Annotated in this window: 15 protein-coding genes; 13 read left to right on the top strand and 2 right to left on the bottom strand. The window is 70.1% G+C overall.

Annotated features, from left to right (window positions below; translation table 11 throughout):
• Position 1 precedes the first annotated feature (1 nt).
• A complete protein-coding gene (locus tag JJQ90_RS16730; protein WP_230410758.1) occupies positions 2 to 1,513 on the bottom strand; it encodes an ABC transporter substrate-binding protein in 1,512 nt (503 codons plus the stop codon).
• A gap of 60 nt (positions 1,514 to 1,573) precedes the next feature.
• Between JJQ90_RS16730 and JJQ90_RS16735 the strand changes: the two genes are divergently transcribed.
• The 13 genes from JJQ90_RS16735 (at position 1,574) to JJQ90_RS16795 (ending at position 14,541) form a co-directional block, all read left to right on the top strand.
• A complete protein-coding gene (locus tag JJQ90_RS16735; protein ID WP_216877386.1) occupies positions 1,574 to 2,722 on the top strand; it encodes an NAD(P)/FAD-dependent oxidoreductase in 1,149 nt (382 codons plus the stop codon).
• Complete coding sequence (locus tag JJQ90_RS16740; RefSeq protein ID WP_216877387.1) at positions 2,706 to 3,002, top strand: (2Fe-2S)-binding protein; 297 nt, start codon at positions 2,706 to 2,708, stop codon at positions 3,000 to 3,002. Before JJQ90_RS16735 ends, JJQ90_RS16740 begins: the two co-directional genes overlap by 17 nt.
• Positions 2,999 to 4,396, top strand: coding sequence for an FAD/NAD(P)-dependent oxidoreductase (locus tag JJQ90_RS16745; RefSeq protein WP_216877388.1), 1,398 nt, complete (start codon positions 2,999 to 3,001; stop codon positions 4,394 to 4,396). The genes JJQ90_RS16740 and JJQ90_RS16745 overlap by 4 nt, the downstream gene beginning before the upstream one ends.
• Positions 4,397 to 4,574: 178 nt before the next feature.
• Positions 4,575 to 5,690 (top strand): NAD(P)/FAD-dependent oxidoreductase, encoded by a 1,116-nt coding sequence (locus JJQ90_RS16750; protein WP_216877389.1) that lies wholly within the window; start codon positions 4,575 to 4,577, stop codon positions 5,688 to 5,690.
• Between the two features lie 33 nt (positions 5,691 to 5,723).
• A complete protein-coding gene (locus JJQ90_RS16755) occupies positions 5,724 to 6,707 on the top strand; it encodes an ABC transporter ATP-binding protein (RefSeq protein ID WP_216877390.1) in 984 nt (327 codons plus the stop codon).
• Between the two features lie 19 nt (positions 6,708 to 6,726).
• Positions 6,727 to 7,392 carry an SDR family NAD(P)-dependent oxidoreductase gene (locus tag JJQ90_RS16760; RefSeq protein ID WP_230410759.1) on the top strand — a complete coding sequence of 222 codons (666 nt, stop codon included), beginning with the start codon at positions 6,727 to 6,729 and terminating at the stop codon, positions 7,390 to 7,392.
• Positions 7,389 to 7,664: a (2Fe-2S)-binding protein gene (locus JJQ90_RS16765; RefSeq protein ID WP_216877392.1), complete on the top strand. Its 276-nt coding sequence runs from the start codon at positions 7,389 to 7,391 to the stop codon at positions 7,662 to 7,664. Before JJQ90_RS16760 ends, JJQ90_RS16765 begins: the two co-directional genes overlap by 4 nt.
• Complete coding sequence (locus JJQ90_RS16770) at positions 7,661 to 9,019, top strand: NAD(P)/FAD-dependent oxidoreductase (protein WP_216877393.1); 1,359 nt, start codon at positions 7,661 to 7,663, stop codon at positions 9,017 to 9,019. The genes JJQ90_RS16765 and JJQ90_RS16770 overlap by 4 nt, the downstream gene beginning before the upstream one ends.
• Positions 9,019 to 10,137, top strand: a complete 1,119-nt coding sequence (locus JJQ90_RS16775; RefSeq protein WP_216877394.1) for an NAD(P)/FAD-dependent oxidoreductase — start codon at positions 9,019 to 9,021, stop codon at positions 10,135 to 10,137. Before JJQ90_RS16770 ends, JJQ90_RS16775 begins: the two co-directional genes overlap by 1 nt.
• 32 nt (positions 10,138 to 10,169) lie before the next feature.
• Positions 10,170 to 11,732, top strand: coding sequence for an ABC transporter substrate-binding protein (locus JJQ90_RS16780; RefSeq protein ID WP_216877395.1), 1,563 nt, complete (start codon positions 10,170 to 10,172; stop codon positions 11,730 to 11,732).
• Between the two features lie 22 nt (positions 11,733 to 11,754).
• Entirely contained in the window at positions 11,755 to 12,696 is a 942-nt protein-coding gene (locus JJQ90_RS16785; protein ID WP_216877396.1) for an ABC transporter permease, read from the top strand.
• The gene (locus JJQ90_RS16790) at positions 12,696 to 13,574 is read left to right on the top strand and encodes an ABC transporter permease (RefSeq protein ID WP_216877397.1); all 879 of its coding nucleotides are present in this window, start codon (positions 12,696 to 12,698) and stop codon (positions 13,572 to 13,574) included. The genes JJQ90_RS16785 and JJQ90_RS16790 overlap by 1 nt, the downstream gene beginning before the upstream one ends.
• Positions 13,567 to 14,541, top strand: a complete 975-nt coding sequence (locus JJQ90_RS16795; protein WP_216877398.1) for an ABC transporter ATP-binding protein — start codon at positions 13,567 to 13,569, stop codon at positions 14,539 to 14,541. Before JJQ90_RS16790 ends, JJQ90_RS16795 begins: the two co-directional genes overlap by 8 nt.
• 1 nt (position 14,542) lies before the next feature.
• Here JJQ90_RS16795 and JJQ90_RS16800 read toward each other — a convergent pair whose 3' ends face one another.
• On the bottom strand, positions 14,543 to 15,565 hold the full coding sequence (locus JJQ90_RS16800) for a zinc-binding alcohol dehydrogenase family protein (protein WP_216877399.1): 1,023 nt from the start codon (positions 15,563 to 15,565) through the stop codon (positions 14,543 to 14,545).
• Positions 15,566 to 15,670: the final 105 nt, after the last annotated feature.

Raw genomic sequence — 15,670 nt, forward strand, 5'->3', positions numbered from 1 at the left:
GCTAGTCCAGCCGTGTCCCGGCCGTGATCGGCGGACCGAGATTGAGCGAGCCTTCCAGGCGGTAGCCCAGGTTCAGGCTGGCGCGGCGCACCCAGACCTGTTTCAGGTCGAACAGCGGCAGGCTGCATCCGGCCTCCATCACCTTGCGCTGCGCCGTGGCCCAGAGCGCCAATTGCCGCGCCTCATCCGGTTCCGCCCTCGCGGCGTCGATCTCGGCATCGGCGGCGCTGCAATGGGCGAAGTTCAGCGACATGGTCGGCTGCCCCGGGGCGCTGCGGGAGTGATAGAACTGGCTCAGATAGCTGTCCGCCACCGGATAACGCGCCGCGCCGTAGAAGGTGAACTGGGACAGGTCCTGGCGGATGCGGGCATGGAACGTCGCGTGCTCCACCACATCCATCTCCAGCCGGATATTGGCCCGGCGAAGCTGCGCCTGCACCACCTCCATGATCGGCAATTGCGCGGAGTTGGAGGAGACGACGGCGCGGATGGTCACGCCATTGGGATGACCGGCCTCCGCCAGCAGGGCGCGGGCGCGCGCCAGGTCATGCGGGAAGCGCGGCACATCCTCCGTCGCGCCCAGATAGCCGGGCGGCACCGGGCTGACCCAGGGGGTTGCCACATCCAGGCCGACGAAGCGCGCGATGCCGGGGGCGTCGATCGCATGCTGCACGGCGCGGCGCACGCGGCCGTCATCCAGCGGTGCGCTGCGGTTGTTGATGAGCAGGGTGCGGAATTCGCCGGGGGAGAAGACCTCCACCACCGTGTTCGGATGGCTGCGGATGCGCTCCACCCAGCGCTGCTCGCGCCGGCCGATGAACAGGTCCAGCTCGCCGGCGGTGAAGGCCAGTTCGCGCGTGGCGTCGGAGGTGATGAAGCGCAGCTCAACGGCGCGGATGTTCGGCCGGCCGCGCCAATGGCCGTCGAAGGCCACCATGCGCGCCATGCCGCCTCCGGCGCGTTCCATCCGGAACGGCCCGGTGCCGGGCTGCTGCCCGCCGGCATCGGCACGGCGGGAGACGATCATGCCGCCATGGTAATTGGCGAAAAGGCCGAGCGCGCCGGCCACCGCCGACCTGAGTGTGACGCGCACCGTCATCGGGTCCACCACTTCGATGGTGGAGACGGCGCTGTAGTCGCCGGCGAAGGCGCTGCGGGCGCGGTCGGCGGCGCGGCGCAGGGAGAAGACCACGTCCTCGGCCTCCAGCGGGTTCCCATCATGGAAGCGCACGCCAGGGCGCAGGCGAAAGGTGTAGGTCAGGCCGTCGGCCGATCGGGTGAAGCTCTCGGCCAGGTCAGGTTCCAGCTTCGCGGGATCGGCGGAGCCGGGCGGGAAGCGCACCAGCCCGTCATAGCCCCAGGCGAGCGGCGCCTTGTCCTGCGTCGCGCTGGCGCGATGGGGGTCGGTGGTGCCCATATCCTGCGCGATCAGCCCGACACGCAGCGTCTGCGCCTGTGCGGCAGCGGCCGGCAAAGCAAGTGCCAGCGCGGCCAGCATGAATTTGCGGAGCATTGTTCTGTCCTTCGCCTTCCCGTCTTGCAGGATGGGGCCGGTCGGGTCAGGCTCGCAAGCATGTCATCTCACGGCAGTCCCTGGGACAGCTTCGACGTCGCGATCATCGGCGGCGGCATGGTCGGTTCCGCCATCGGCTTCGGCTGCGCCGAGCGTGGCGCCCGCGTCGCCATGCTGGATGAGGGCGATGTGGCGCTGCGCGCCGCGCGGGGCAATTTCGGCCTGGTCTGGTCGCAATCCAAGGGCGACGGCATGCCGGCCTATGCCGCCTGGACGCGGCAGAGCGTGGCGCTGTGGCCGGCGCTGGCGGAACGGGCTTCGACCCTGGCGGGGCGGGATGTGCAGTATCGCGCGGTGGGCGGGCTGACCTTCTGCCTGGATGACGCGGAATTCGCGGCGCGCCAGCTTTTCGTGCAGCGCATGCACAACCAGGGCCAGGAAGGGCTTCAGATGCTCGACCGGCATCAGTTGCGCGAACTGATGTCCGGCTGCCCGCTGGGGCCGGAGGTGCGCGGCGCCAGCTACCAGCCGGCGGATGGCCATGTGGATCCGCTGACGCTGCTGCGCGGCTTGCAGGCGGGCATGCGCGCGGCGGGCGGCGTGCATCTGCCGGGCGCTTCGGTGGAGTCCATCACCCCCATCGCCGGGGGCTACCGCATCACCCGCGCCGATGGCAGCGAGGTATCGGCGCGCCGCATCGTCATCGCCGCCGGGGTGATGACCTCGCCACTCGCAAAAATGGTCGGGCTGGATGTGCCGGTGCGGCCGGTGCGGGGGCAGAACATCGTGACCGAAAGGCTGGCGCCGCTGCTGCCGCTGCCGGCAAGCGCCATCCGCCAGACCGGCGATGGCACGGTGCAGATCGGCGTGACCAGCGAGGATGACGGCAGCTTCGAGACGGCGACGACCACCGCGGCCCTGTCCCGCATGGCGGCCCGGGCGTTGCGGGTGCTGCCGGTGCTGGCGCAGGCGCGCATGGTGCGAAGCTGGGCGGCGCTGCGGCCGATGACGCCGGACGGCTTTCCCGCCTATGCCGAAAGCCGGACCCATCCCGGTTGTTTCGTCGCCACCTGCCATTCCGGCGTGACGCTGGCCGCCGTGCATGCCGGCCGGCTTGCGGAGGCGGTGCTGACCGGCACGCTGCCTGAGCATGCGCGCGACCTGCACCCGGACCGTTTCGTTGGAATGACCCATGTTTCGTCGCACTGAGCCCACCGATTGCACCATCGAATGGGAGGGTCGGGCCTTGCCGGCCCGCGCCGGGGAAAGCCTGGCCGTGGCGCTGCTGGCGGCTGGCATCACCAGCTTCCGGGAGACGCCGGTGACGGGCACGGCGCGCGGGCCGCTCTGCCTGATGGGGGCCTGCTTCGACTGCCTGGTGGAGGTGGAGGGCGCGCAGAACATCCAGGCCTGCCTGACCCAGGTGACCCCAGGCATGCGGGCCGGCATCCAGCACGGCGCGCGCGGCTTCGTGGATGATGCGGCATGAGCGTCGCCGATGAATGGACCGCCGCGAAGGACGGGGCCGCGCCGGTTGCGGAGAAGGTCGATCTGCTGGTGCTGGGCGCCGGCCCGGCCGGCATGGCCGCCGCGACCGAGGCGCGCGCCCATGGCATGAGCGTGCTGGTGCTGGACGAGAATGCGGCGCCGGGCGGCCAGGTGCATCGCGCCGTCGAGGCGCGTTTGCCGGCCAAGGATGACCAGGACAAGGATGGCGCCAAGCTGGCCGCCGCCTTCCGCGCCTCCGGCGCGCAGTATCGGCCCGGCGCCACCCTCTGGGCTGTGGAGCCGGAGGGGAAGGTGTTCTGGTCCGAGGCCGGTGCCGCCAGGAGCGTGCGGGCGGAGCGGCTGATCCTCTGCGCCGGGGCCACCGAGCGGCCGTTGCCGATCCCGGGCTGGACCCTGCCGGGGGTGATGAGCGTCGGCGCGGCGCAGATCGCGCTGAAGACGTCGGGCCTGGTGCCGGAGGGGGCGGTCTGGCTGGCGGGGCAGGGACCGCTGCTCTGGCTCTATGCGGTGCAGGCGCTGGCCAAGGGCGGCAGGATTGCGGGCATCGTCGATCTCTCGCCGCCGGGCGGGTTGCGGCGGGCGCAGCCGCATCTGCTGCGCGCGCTGAAGGCGCCGGAATACCTCTGGCGCGGGCTGGTCTGGCAGCGCCAGGTGAAGCGGGCGGTGCAGGTGATTCCGGCGCGGGACTTGCGGGCGGAAGGGGAGGGACGGCTGGCGCGCATCCTGGTGGATGGCGTGGCGCATCCGGCCGACCTGCTGCTGCTGCATGACGGCGTCGTGCCCAATACCCAGGTGACTCGCGCCATCGCCGGCCTGACCCATGGCTGGGACCCGGTGCAGCGCTGCTGGCGGCCGGGGCTCGACCTCTGGGGCAATACGGCGGTGCCGGGGGTGATGGTGGCCGGGGATTCGGGCGGCATCGGCGGGGCGCGCGCCGCGGCGCTGTCGGGCCGCATCGCGGCGCTGGAGGCCGGTCGCGCCCTCGGCCGGATCACCACCGACGAGCGCGATGGCCGCGCCGGGCCGCTGCGCCTGCTGCGCGACCGGCAACTTGCGCCGCGCCTGTTCCTGGACGCGATGTTTCCGCCGCTGCCGGAGGCCGCCATCCCGGACGAGACGGTGCTTTGCCGCTGCGAGGAGGTGACGGCGGGGCGGGTGCGCCAGGCCGTGGCGCTGGGCTGCCTCGGCGCCAACCAGACCAAGGCCTTTACCAGGGCCGGGATGGGGCCGTGCCAGGGGCGGATCTGCGGGCCGGCGGTGCATGGGGTGATCGCGGCGGCGCGTGGGGTGCAGGGAGGGGAGGTGGACCCCTTCCGCACCCGCTTCCCGACCAAGCCGCTGACGCTGGGTGAGTTGGCGGCGCTGGCGGGATGAGGGCGCCTCGTTCCGGCTGGCTAAGAGAGCCCTCTCCACCCAACGGGGGGAGAGGGTTGGGTGAGGGGGGTTCCGATGGACATGAGCGTGTCCCGCAACCTGCGCGTCCCCCTCACCCAACCCTCTCCCCCTGTCAGGGGGAGAGGGCTTCCAAGCGCTACCCGGCGAGGCGCCACCCATGAAAAAGGCCCTCGTCATCGGCGGCGGGCTGCACGGCCTTTCCACCGCACTCCACCTCGCCCGCACCCCGGGCTGGCAGGTGACGCTGCTGGAGCGCCGCCATGTCGGGCGGCATTCCAGCGGGGTGAATGCGGGCGGCGTGCGGCGCCTCGGCCGGGCGCTGCCGGAAATCGCGCTTTCCGTCATTGCCGCGGAGATGTGGCAGAACATCACCGCCCTGGTCGGTGACGATTGCGGCTTCCGCGCCACGGGCCAGGTGAAGGTGGCGGAAAGCACCGCCGACATGGCGAAGAACGAGGCCCGTGTCGCCCAGGTCCGCGCCCTCGGCTGGTCGCATGAGGAGGTGGTGGACCAGGTGGAGGTCCGGCGCCTGCTGCCCGCCGTCAGCCGCCATGTGGTGGGCGCGATCGTGACGCGGGATGACGGCTCGGCCGACCCCATGCGCACCGTCATGGCTTTTCGGCGCGCCGCCGAACAGGCGGGGGTGACGATCGTCGAAGGCGTGGCCGTCACGGGTCTGGAGGCCACCGCGGAGGGCACCATTCGCGTCGACACCGACCAGGGACCCTATGAGGCCGAGCGCGTGGCCAATTGCGCCGGCGCCTGGGCGCCCGACCTCGCCGCGCTGACGGGCGAAACTATCCCCTGCGGCACGAAGGCCAGCATGATGATCGTGACGGAGCGGCTGCCGCCCTTCGTCGATCCCACGGTGGGGGCGACGGCCCGCGCGCTGTCCTTCAAGCAGACCGCCGCCGGCACGGTGGTGATCGGCGGCGGCCACCAGGGGCGCAACGACAAGGCGGCGGAAACCTCCACGGTGCTGTTCGGCAGCCTGGCCCATGCGGCCCGCATCGCCGCCGAGATCTTCCCCTGCGTCGCCCAGGCCCGCATCGTGCGGAGCTGGACGGGGACGGAGGCGCGGCCGCCGGACGACATGCCGGTGATCGGTGAAAGCCGCACATTGCCAGGCCTGTTCCATTCCTTCGGCTTCTCCGGCCACGGCTTCCAGCTTTCGCCCGCCGCCGGCGCGGCGGTGGCCGAACTGATGGCCCGCGGCGCCACCAACCTGCCGGTCGCGCCCTTCACGCAGGATCGCTTCACCGTTCCGGCTTGATGCCGGGCGCCGGCTGGCGCAGGCTCGGCGGTGATGACGAAACCTGCCCTCGAACTGGTCGGCCTCCGCACCGAATTCCGAATCGGCGGGCGCTGGCATCCCGCGGTGCGCGACCTGTCGCTCACCCTCATGCGCGACGAGACCCTGGCGCTGGTCGGCGAAAGCGGCTGCGGCAAGTCCGTCACCGCCCTGTCGGTGATGGGGCTGGTGCAGCCGCCCTTCGGCCGCGTCGCCGCCGGGCAGATTTTGCTGGATGGGCGGGACCTGGCCGGGCTGTCGGACCAGGCGCTGGAATCCGTGCGCGGCGACCGCATGGCGATGATCTTCCAGGAACCGATGACCAGCCTGAACCCGGTGATGACCGTGGGCGACCAGGTGGCGGAAGCCCTGCGCATCCATCGCGGCATGGACCGCAAGGCCGCCCGCGCCCGCGCGCTGGAACTGTTCGAGGAGGTGAAGATCCCCTCCGCCGCGCAGCGGCTGGACGAGTATCCGCACCAGTTCTCCGGCGGCATGCGCCAGCGCGTGATGATCGCGATCGCGCTCGCCTGCGAGCCCGCCGTGCTGCTGGCGGATGAACCGACCACGGCGCTGGATGTGACCATCCAGGCGCAGGTGCTCGGCCTGCTGGCCGATCTGCGGTCGCGCTTCGGCATGGCGGTGCTGTTCATCACGCACAATCTCGGCGTGGTGGCGCAGATCGCGGACCGGGTGGCGGTGATGTATGCGGGGGAGATCGTGGAGCAGGGGCCGGTCGAGGCGATTTTTGCGAAGCCGCAGCACCCCTATACACGCGCGCTGTTCTCGGCGATTCCGCGGCTCGACCAGCCGGGCCAGGCGCTGTCCGCGATTCCGGGCCGCGTGCCGCCTCTGGATGCGATGCCCGCCGGCTGCCGCTTCGCGCCGCGCTGCCCGATGGCGCAGGCGGGCTGCGAGCGGGAACAGGTGCTGGCGGAGGTGGCGCCAGCCCATGCGGCGCGCTGCCATGTGGCAACGGGGGCTTTGGCCTATGCTTGATCCCGTCGGGAGAGTTGTTTTGATCACGGGCGGCTCGCGCGGGATCGGGCGGGAAGTGCTGCGCCGGCTGCATGGCTCCGGCTGGCTCATCAGCGCCGGCATCCGCAGTGCCGGCAAGCTTACGGCCGGGCCGGACCTGATGCTGCACCGCTGGGACGCGGAAAAGCCCGGCAGCGCGGAGGCTTGGGTGGATGCCACCTTCGCCCGCTTCGGCCGCATCGACGCCGTGGTGAACGCCGCCGGCATCAACCCCATGGCCCGCCTGCTCGATGCGGATGAAACGCCGCATGACGCCATGTGGGATGTGAATGTGAAGGCGCCGATGCGCGTCATCCGCGCCGCCTGGCCGCATCTGATCGAGAGCGGGGAGGGCCGTGTGGTCAACCTCGCCTCGCTCTCCGGCAAGCGGGTGGCGAATGAGAACCTCGGCTATGCGATGAGCAAGTTCGCCGTGGTCGCCCTGACGCAGGAGGTGCGGCGGCTCGGCTGGGAGCACGGCATCCGCGCCACCGCCATCTGCCCCGGCTTCGTGCAGACCGAGATGACCCTGCATGCCCGCTACCCGCGCGAGGCGATGAGCCGGCCGGAGGATGTGGCGGCGCTGGTGGAGACGGTGATGCGCCTCCCCAACACGGCGACGGTGGGTGAGATCAAGGTGAATTGTCGCTTCGAGGCCCTGCTGTGACCGTCACACGCCTGCTTGACCAGGACCGGACCGCCATCACCTTCACCGTGGACGGTGTGCAAGTCCCTGCGAAGCAGGGCGACACGCTGTTGACGGCGATGCTGACGGCGGGTCTCGGCCATGTCCGCACCAGTGAATTCGGCGATGGTGGGCGGGCCGGCTTCTGCTGGATGGGGGCCTGCCAGGATTGCTGGGTTCTCGTGGTCGGCAAGGGCGTCCGCCGTTCCTGCACGACGTTGGTGGAACCCGGGATCGAGGTGGTCAGGCGATGAGAATTGTCGTTGTTGGTGGTGGCCCTGCCGGCATCCGTGCCGTGGAACAGCTCGTCCGGGCCGGCGTGACGCCGATCTGGATCGAGGAAGGCCCCGATGGCGGCGGCCGCATCACCCAGCGCCCGCCTCCCGGCTTCACCCGTGACCATGCGGCGCTCTACGGGGCCGATGCCGGCCGCGCCCGGCGGCTGCATGCGACGCTGGATGCGATGAAGCCGCGCACGGATTGGCGGCCGGACACGCTGGTCTGGAACATCCGGCCGCAGGACAAGGTGCTGCACACCCTGACCAACGGCGCCGCGCAGGGGGAAGTGGCCTATGACGCGCTGATCCTCTGCACCGGGGCGATGGACCGGGTGCTGCCGCTGCCGGGCTGGACCCTGCCGGGCGTGACCACATTGGGCGGCGCCCAGGTGGCGCTGAAGTCGCAGGGCGTGGGCATCGGCGCCAATCCCGTGCTGATCGGCACCGGGCCGCTGTTGTGGCTGACCGCGCTGCAATATGCCAAGGCCGGGGCGAAGCCCGCCGCCGTGCTCGACACCACCGATTTCCTCACCAAGGCGCGCTTCGGCGCCGGCATGCTGTGGAACCTGCCGACGCTGCTGCGCGGCATGGGCCTGTTCGCGCAGCTCAAGCTGCGTGGCGTGAAGCTGCATGAGGACATCACGCCGCTGGCGATCGAGGGTGTGGATGGCGTTACCGCCGTGCATTGGCGCGACGCGGCCTGGAAGGAACATGTCACCCCCTGCGATGCCGTTGGCATGGGCTGGGGGCTGAAGCCGGAAGCGCAACTCGCCGATCTCGCCGGCGTGCCCTTCGACTATGACGCGACGCAGCAGAACTGGGTGCCGCGCAAGGATGTCGCCGGCCGCGCGCCGGTGGCGGGCGTCTATCTCGCGGGCGACGGCGCCGGCATTGGCGGGGTGGAGGTGGCGGAACTCGCCGGCGCGCGGGCGGCGCTGGCCGCGCTGGGCGATGCGCATCTGCCTTCCGACATGGCGCTGACCCAGCATCTGGATGGACGTCTGCGGACGGAGCGGCGCTTCCGCAAGGCGCTGGAACAGGCCTTCCCCTATCCGGCGAAGCTCGCCGCACGGATGGAGGACAGCACCTCCGTCTGCCGCTGCGAGGTCATCACGGCCGGCGAGTTGCGCGCCGCGGCGGCGGCCGATGCGCCGGAGGTGAACCGCGCCAAGGCCTTCTCCCGCGTCGGGATGGGCCGCTGCCAGGGGCGGCTCTGCGGCACGCCGGCGGCCGCCGTGTTGGCCAAGGCGCTGTCGGTGGAGGTGCCGGAGGTGGGCCGCCTGCGCGGCCAGCCGCCCGTGAAACCGGTGCCTTTGCAACAGGTGGGCTGATGATCCAGGCGGATGTGCTGATCGTCGGCGGCGGCGGCGCGGGAACCTCCGCGGCGCTGCATCTGGCGAGGCGCGGTGTGCGCGTGGTGCTGCTGGAACGCGGCCTGGTCGGCGGCCAGGCCACGGGGGTGAATTACGGCGGCGTGCGCCAGCAGGGCCGCCACCCCGCCGGCATTCCGCTGGCGCGCAAATCCCGGGAAATCTGGTCGCGCATCAGGGAGCTGACCGGTTCGGATGTGGAATTCGACCCCTCCGGCCATCTGAAGCTGGCGCGCAGCGCGGCGGATGAGGCGGAACTGCTGCGCTGGAACACGCTGGCTGTCGAACACGGCCTGCGCCCGCGCATGATCGGCCGCAATGCGATCCGCGAGCTGTATCCGCATTTCAGCGACGTCGTCATCGCCGGCAGCCTGATGGAGGAGGATGGCAGCGCCAATCCACGCCTGCTGGCGCCGGCCTTGGCCCGTGCGGCGCGCAAGGCGGGCGCGGATATCCGCGAAGGCCATGCGGTGACCGGGCTGGAACATGACGGCACGGATTTTCGCCTGCTCGCCAATGGCACGCGCTTCGCCGCGCCCTGGCTGCTGAACTGCGCCGGTTTCTGGGGCGGCGAGATCGCGCGCCAGTTCGGCGAGGCGGTGCCGATCGAGAAGCTGCACCCGAACATGCTGGTGACGGAGCCGCTGCCCTATTTCCTGCGGGAAAGCCTCGGCGTGGTCGGCGGCGGGCTCTACATGCGCCAGATCGCGCGCGGCAACATCATCTTCGGTGGCGGGCGTGGCGAAAGCGATGCGGGCATCACCTTCACCCGCCCGCGCCCCGACGCGGCCTTCGAGGTGATGCGCAGCGCCATCGCGGTGATCCCGCGCCTGGAACATGCCATGGTGATCCGAAGCTGGTCCGGGACGGATGGCACCTTCGCGGACCATTTCCCGGTGCTCGGCCCGTCCCGCACCACGCCCGGCCTGATCCACGCCTTCGGCTTCTGCGGCGAGGGCTTCCAGACCGGACCCGGTGTCGGCGCCGTGCTGTCCGAGCTGGTGATGGATGGCGTCACCGACGTGCCGCTGGAGGCTTTCGACATCGGACGCTTCACGGCGGCGCAAATAGCGGTCTAAGCTCCCCGGCAAGGCAAACGGGGAATAATTTCATGCGGGGATTTCGGGCGGCGCTGCTGGGCAGCGCCATGGCCATTGCGTCCGCTATCGGTCTGCACGGCGCGGCGCAGACGCAGACGGCACCCACCTTGCGCGTCGGCATGGCGGCGCAGGATGTCGGGCGGCTTGATCCGCACTTCGCCGTCTCCACCATCGACCGCGTCGTCGTCGCCTGGATGTTCAACGGGCTGGTGCGCTTCAAGCCCGGCTCCATCAACCCGGCCGAGATCGAGCCCGATCTCGCCGAGCGTTGGGAGAGCAGCGCCGACGGCAAGACCTGGACCTTCCATCTGCGCCGTGGCGTGCAGTTCCATGGCGGCTTCGGCGAGCTGACGGCGGAGGATGTCGTCTTCTCCCTGCGCAAATCCGGCACCGCCGCGACCAGCGCCTTCGCCGCCGACTACCGCGCGATCGAGAGCATCGAGGCGGTGGACAGCCACACGGTCCGCATCGTGCTGCGGGAGAATATCCCGAGCGTGCTCGGCATCCTGACCAATTATTCGGGCGGCTACATCGTCTCCAAGCGCGCGGTGGAACAGCGCGGCGACACCTTCGTGCGCAACCCCATCGGCACCGGCCCCTTCGCGCTGGACCGCGTGACGCCGAACCAGTCGGCGGAGTTGGTCGCGCATGCACAGTATTTCCGTGGCGCGCCGCAGATCGGGCGGATCAGCTATCGCTTCATCCCCTCCGACGCCTCGCGCGATCTCGCCTTCCAGAACCGTGAGCTGGACCTGAATTACGGCCGCGCCGACCAGACCTGGGTGAACCGCACCCGCGCCGTACCGAACACGGTGGTGGATGTGTTCGAGCCGGGTGAACTGGCCATCATCAGCCTCAACACCCGCCAGCCGCCCTTCAACGACATCCGCATCCGCCAGGCGATGGCGCATGCGGTGAACCGGTCGGAGCTGGTGCGCTTCCGCGGACAGGATGTGGCGCGCGAGGGGCAATCCGTGGTGCCGCGCGGCTATCTCGGCTTCAGCAACGACAACGGGCTGTTGCCGGCGGACCCCGCGCGGGCGCGGGCATTGCTGGCGGAGGCCGGGCATCCGAACGGCATCACCATCCGCGCCATCCACACGCAGTTGCCGGAAATGCTGAACATGATGCAGGTGGTGCAGCAGCAGCTGCGCCGCGCCGGCATCACGCTCGATCTGCAGGTGGTGGAGCACGCGACCTTCCACCAGCAGATCCGCCAGGACCTGTCGCCGATGGTCTATTACTCCGCGGCGCGTTTCCCGGTGGCCGATATCTACCTGACGCAGTTCTTCCATGGCCGGTCGCGCGTGCGCACGCCGACGGCGGTGACGAACTTCTCGCATTGCGACCAGGCCGACAGCCAGATCGATGCGGCGCGTGTGAGCACGGATGTGGAGGAGCAGAAGCGCCTCTGGGCCGAGGCGCAGCGCATCCTGGTGCAGAATGTCTGCGGTGTGCCGCTGATCGAGACGCTGCTGGTCTTCGCCCGCCGCGACAATCTGGACTATGGCTACGAGCTGCGCGGCTCGATGAGCCTCGGCCCGCTCATCACCGAAGCGACGCGGCTGCGGTGAGGCCGGCAAAGGGGGACGGAGCATGACAGGCTTCGTCCTGCGCCGCCTGCTGGCCGCCGTGCCGACGCTGATCGCGGTGCTGACGCTGGTCTTCATCATCGTCCGCATCGTGCCCGGCGACCCGGCGCTGGTGATCCTGGGGGATCAGGCGACGCCGGAGGCGATCGCGGCGCTGCGCACGCGGCTGGGCTTGGACCGGTCGCTCTGGGCGCAGTATTTCAGCTTCATTACCAGCGCGCTGATGGGCGATTTCGGTGTTTCCATGGTCACCGGCCGTTCCATCACGGCGGAGGTCGCGGCGGTGCTGCCGCATACGCTGGATCTCACCATCGCCTCCATGATCTTCGGCGTGGTGGTGGGCGTGCCGGTGGGCATCTGGGCGGCGCTGAACCGCAACGGCGTGGTGGATGTGGCGGCGCGCGTGCTGTCGCTGCTCGGACTGTCCTTCCCGGTCTTCGTCTCCGGCATTTTTCTGCTGCTGGCCTTCTCGCTGCACTGGCGGTGGTTTCCGGTGATTGGCGGCGCGGACCTGTCGGACTATGGCGACCGGCTGCACAAGCTGGTGCTGCCGACCATCGCGCTCGGCCTCATCATGGCGGCCTACATCACGCGGGTGACGCGCAGCGCCATGCTGCAATCGCTCGGTGAGGACTACATCCGCACCGCGCGCGCCAAGGGCGTGCCCTGGCGGCGCGTGGTCTGGGTGCATGGGCTGCGCAATGCCTCCATCCCCATCGTCACCGTGGTGGGGCTCTATGTCGGGATTCTTCTGGGCAACTCGGTCCTGACGGAAATCGTCTTCAACAGGCCGGGCCTTGGGAAGATCATCGTCGGCGCGCTGAACCAGCGGGACTACACGATGCTCCAGGGGCTGATGGTGATCTACTGCTTCCTCATCGTCGTCGTGAACCTCATCACCGATTTGCTGTACGGCGTGATCGACCCACGGGTGAAGGCGGAGTGATGAGCACCACACAGGAACTCGTCGCGCCGCCCGCGCCCAGTGGCTGGAAGCGCGCGCTGGGCAAGGCGCGCAGCAATCCGACCACGGCGGTGGGCGTCGTGATCTGCCTGGTCATCATGGCGGCCGCGATCTTCGCGCCATGGCTCGCGCCCTATGACCCGGCGGAGCAGGACATCTTCAACCGCCTGCAGCCGCCCTCCGCCGACTTCTGGCTCGGCACCGACCAGTTCGGCCGCGACATCCTCTCCCGCCTGATGTGGGGCGGGCAGATCTCGCTGACCGTCTCGCTCGGCGCCATCTTCGCCGCCGCCATCATCGGCGGCGCCATCGGCCTCGTCTCCGGCTATATCGGCGGCAAGTTCGACCTGTTCGTGATGCAGGTGATGGATGTGCTGCTGTCCTTCCCCTCGCTGATCCTCGGCCTGATCGTGGTCGCGCTGCTCGGGCCGGAGCTGGTGAACCTGGTTGTGGCCATCGCGCTGACCGCCATCGCCCCCTTCGCCCGCGTCGCCCGCGCGCCGACCATGGCATTGAAGGAACGCGCCTTCGTGGAAGCCGGCCGCGCGCTCGGCTTCAGCCATGCCCGCGTGCTGTTCCGCCATATCCTGCCGAACATCCTGTCGGAGGTGATGGTGATGGGCACGCTGTGGCTCGCCACCGCCGTGCGCGTCGAGGCCTCGCTGTCCTTCATCGGCCTCGGCGTGAAGCCGCCGACGGCGACCTGGGGCGGCATGACGCGCGACGGCTTCGAGAACATCCTGGATGCGCCCTGGCTCGCCGTGTTTCCGGGCATCGCCATCCTGCTGCTGGTATTGGGGCTGAACATGGTGGGCGACGGCCTGCGCGACGCAACCGACCCGAAGCTGCGCAATGAGTGAACCTGTTCTGGTTGTAGACGGGCTGCGCAAGCATTTCGTCGCCAAGAAGGGCTTCCCCACGCCGCGCACGGTGCGCGTGCGCGCGGTGGAGGACATCTCCTTCACCATCCATGCCGGCGAGGCCTTCGGCCTGGTCGGCGAATCCGGCTGCGGCAAGTCCACTGCCGCCCGCGCGCTGCTGCGGCTGATCGAGCCTGATGCCGGCACCGTCACCTGGAAGGGCGAGAACGTCCTCACCGCCAAGGGCGCCGCGCTGAAGGCGCTGCGCCGGCGCATGCAGATCGTCTTCCAGGACCCCTATTCCTCGCTCGATCCGCGCCAGTCCATCGGCGCCGCGCTGATGGAGCCCATGCATGTGCATGGCCTGGCGGAGGGCCAGGAAGCCCGCCGCCGCGCCGCCGCCTTGCTGGAGGAGGTAGGGCTGCCGCCCGCGGCGCTCGATCGCTTCCCGCATGAATTCAGCGGCGGCCAGCGCCAGCGCATCGGCATCGCCCGCGCGCTGACGGTGGAGCCGGAGCTGATCGTGGCGGATGAGCCCGTCTCGGCGCTCGATGTCTCCGTGCAGGCGCAGGTGCTGCTGCTGATGCAGGACCTGCGCAAGCGGCGCGGCCTGTCCTTCCTCTTCGTCAGCCACGATCTTTCGGTCGTGCGCTGGTTCTGCGACCGCGTGGCGGTGATGTATCTCGGCCGCATCGTGGAGGAAGGGCCGGCCGGCCGCGTGCTGGCGGACCCGATGCACCCCTATGCGCAGATGCTGCGCGATGCCTCGCCGATTCCGGACCCGTCGCGGCGCGGCGTGCTGCCGCGCATCATCGGGGAGATCCCGTCCGCGGCGAACCCGCCGCCCGGCTGTCCCTTCCACCCCCGCTGCGTCCACGCCATGCCGCAATGCTCGGTGCAGATGCCGGCCTGGACAGCGGCGGCAGGCGACAACCAGGGCGGCGTCGCCTGCCATCTGCACGGCTAGATCAGGACTCGGAAAAACCCTCCAGCACGATCTTGCCGCGGGAGGTGGTGCTCTCGATCGCGGCATGGGCGCGGCGCAGATGGGCGGCGGTGATCGGGCCGTAATGCTCGGCCAGCGTGCTGCGCAGCGTGCCGGCCTCCAGCATGCGGCTGACCTCCACCAGCAGGTCGTGCTGCGCCTGCATGTCGGCTGTCTTGTGCATCGGGCGCGCGAACATCAGCTCCCAATGCAGCGAGGCCGCCTTGGTCTTCAGCATGCGGATATCGGGCGGCGACTTCGGATCATCGATCAGGCAGATGGCGCCCTGTGGCGCGATGATCTCGCAGATCGCCGGCCAATGCGCCTCGGTATGCGTCGTGACGAAGATGGCGGAGACCGGCACGCCCAGCGCCTTGGCCTGCGCCGCCAGGTCGCCCGCATGGTCCAGCACGTCATGCGCGCCCATCTGCCGCGCCCAGTCCATCGTCTCCGGCCGGCTGGCGGTCGCCACCACGCGCAGGCCGGTGAGCTGGCGGGCGAGCTGCACGGCGATGGAGCCGACGCCGCCCGCGCCGCCGATGATGAGCACCGCCTCGTCGCGCTTCACTGTGTCGCGCGCAATGCGCAGGCGGTCGAACAGCGCCTCCCAGGCCGTGATGGCGGTCAGCGGCACGGCGGCGGCCTCGGCGAAGGACAGGTTGGCCGGCTTCGGGCCGACGATGCGCTCATCCACCAGATGCAGTTCGGCATTGGTGCCGGTGCGGGTGATATCGCCGGCGTAGAACACGGCATCGCCGGGGCGGAACAAGGTCGCGTCCGGCCCCACCGCGCGCACCACGCCAGCGGCATCATAGCCGATGACCTTCGGCGTGCCGCCCGGATCGGCGCGCATCCGCACCTTGGCATCCACCGGGTTCACGGAGATGGCACGCACCTCCACCAGCAGATCGCGGCCGGTGGGCGGGGCGGGGTCGGGCAGGGTCACGTCGATCAGGGCCTCCGCATCGGTGATCGGCAGGCTGCGCGTATAGGCGACGGCTTTCATGGACTGTTCTCCGGTCTGCGCTGGGGAAATGGACCCGGCCTGCGGCATTGAAAATGACCCTGTCCGATAAAACACGCTCAGCCGGGGGGCTCCATCTTGGCCCGA

The sequence above is a fragment of the Falsiroseomonas oleicola genome (assembly GCF_019029495.1).
Lineage (GTDB): Bacteria > Pseudomonadota > Alphaproteobacteria > Acetobacterales > Acetobacteraceae > Falsiroseomonas > Falsiroseomonas oleicola.

Coding starts and splice junctions, on each gene's coding strand:
- JJQ90_RS16730 (WP_230410758.1), bottom strand. CDS start 1,513: ATGCTCCGCAAATTCATGCTGGCCGCGCTGGCACTTGCTTTGCCGGCC.
- JJQ90_RS16735 (WP_216877386.1), top strand. CDS start 1,574: ATGTCATCTCACGGCAGTCCCTGGGACAGCTTCGACGTCGCGATCATC.
- JJQ90_RS16740 (WP_216877387.1), top strand. CDS start 2,706: ATGTTTCGTCGCACTGAGCCCACCGATTGCACCATCGAATGGGAGGGT.
- JJQ90_RS16745 (WP_216877388.1), top strand. CDS start 2,999: ATGAGCGTCGCCGATGAATGGACCGCCGCGAAGGACGGGGCCGCGCCG.
- JJQ90_RS16750 (WP_216877389.1), top strand. CDS start 4,575: ATGAAAAAGGCCCTCGTCATCGGCGGCGGGCTGCACGGCCTTTCCACC.
- JJQ90_RS16755 (WP_216877390.1), top strand. CDS start 5,724: ATGACGAAACCTGCCCTCGAACTGGTCGGCCTCCGCACCGAATTCCGA.
- JJQ90_RS16770 (WP_216877393.1), top strand. CDS start 7,661: ATGAGAATTGTCGTTGTTGGTGGTGGCCCTGCCGGCATCCGTGCCGTG.
- JJQ90_RS16775 (WP_216877394.1), top strand. CDS start 9,019: ATGATCCAGGCGGATGTGCTGATCGTCGGCGGCGGCGGCGCGGGAACC.
- JJQ90_RS16780 (WP_216877395.1), top strand. CDS start 10,170: ATGCGGGGATTTCGGGCGGCGCTGCTGGGCAGCGCCATGGCCATTGCG.
- JJQ90_RS16785 (WP_216877396.1), top strand. CDS start 11,755: ATGACAGGCTTCGTCCTGCGCCGCCTGCTGGCCGCCGTGCCGACGCTG.
- JJQ90_RS16790 (WP_216877397.1), top strand. CDS start 12,696: ATGAGCACCACACAGGAACTCGTCGCGCCGCCCGCGCCCAGTGGCTGG.
- JJQ90_RS16795 (WP_216877398.1), top strand. CDS start 13,567: ATGAGTGAACCTGTTCTGGTTGTAGACGGGCTGCGCAAGCATTTCGTC.
- JJQ90_RS16800 (WP_216877399.1), bottom strand. CDS start 15,565: ATGAAAGCCGTCGCCTATACGCGCAGCCTGCCGATCACCGATGCGGAG.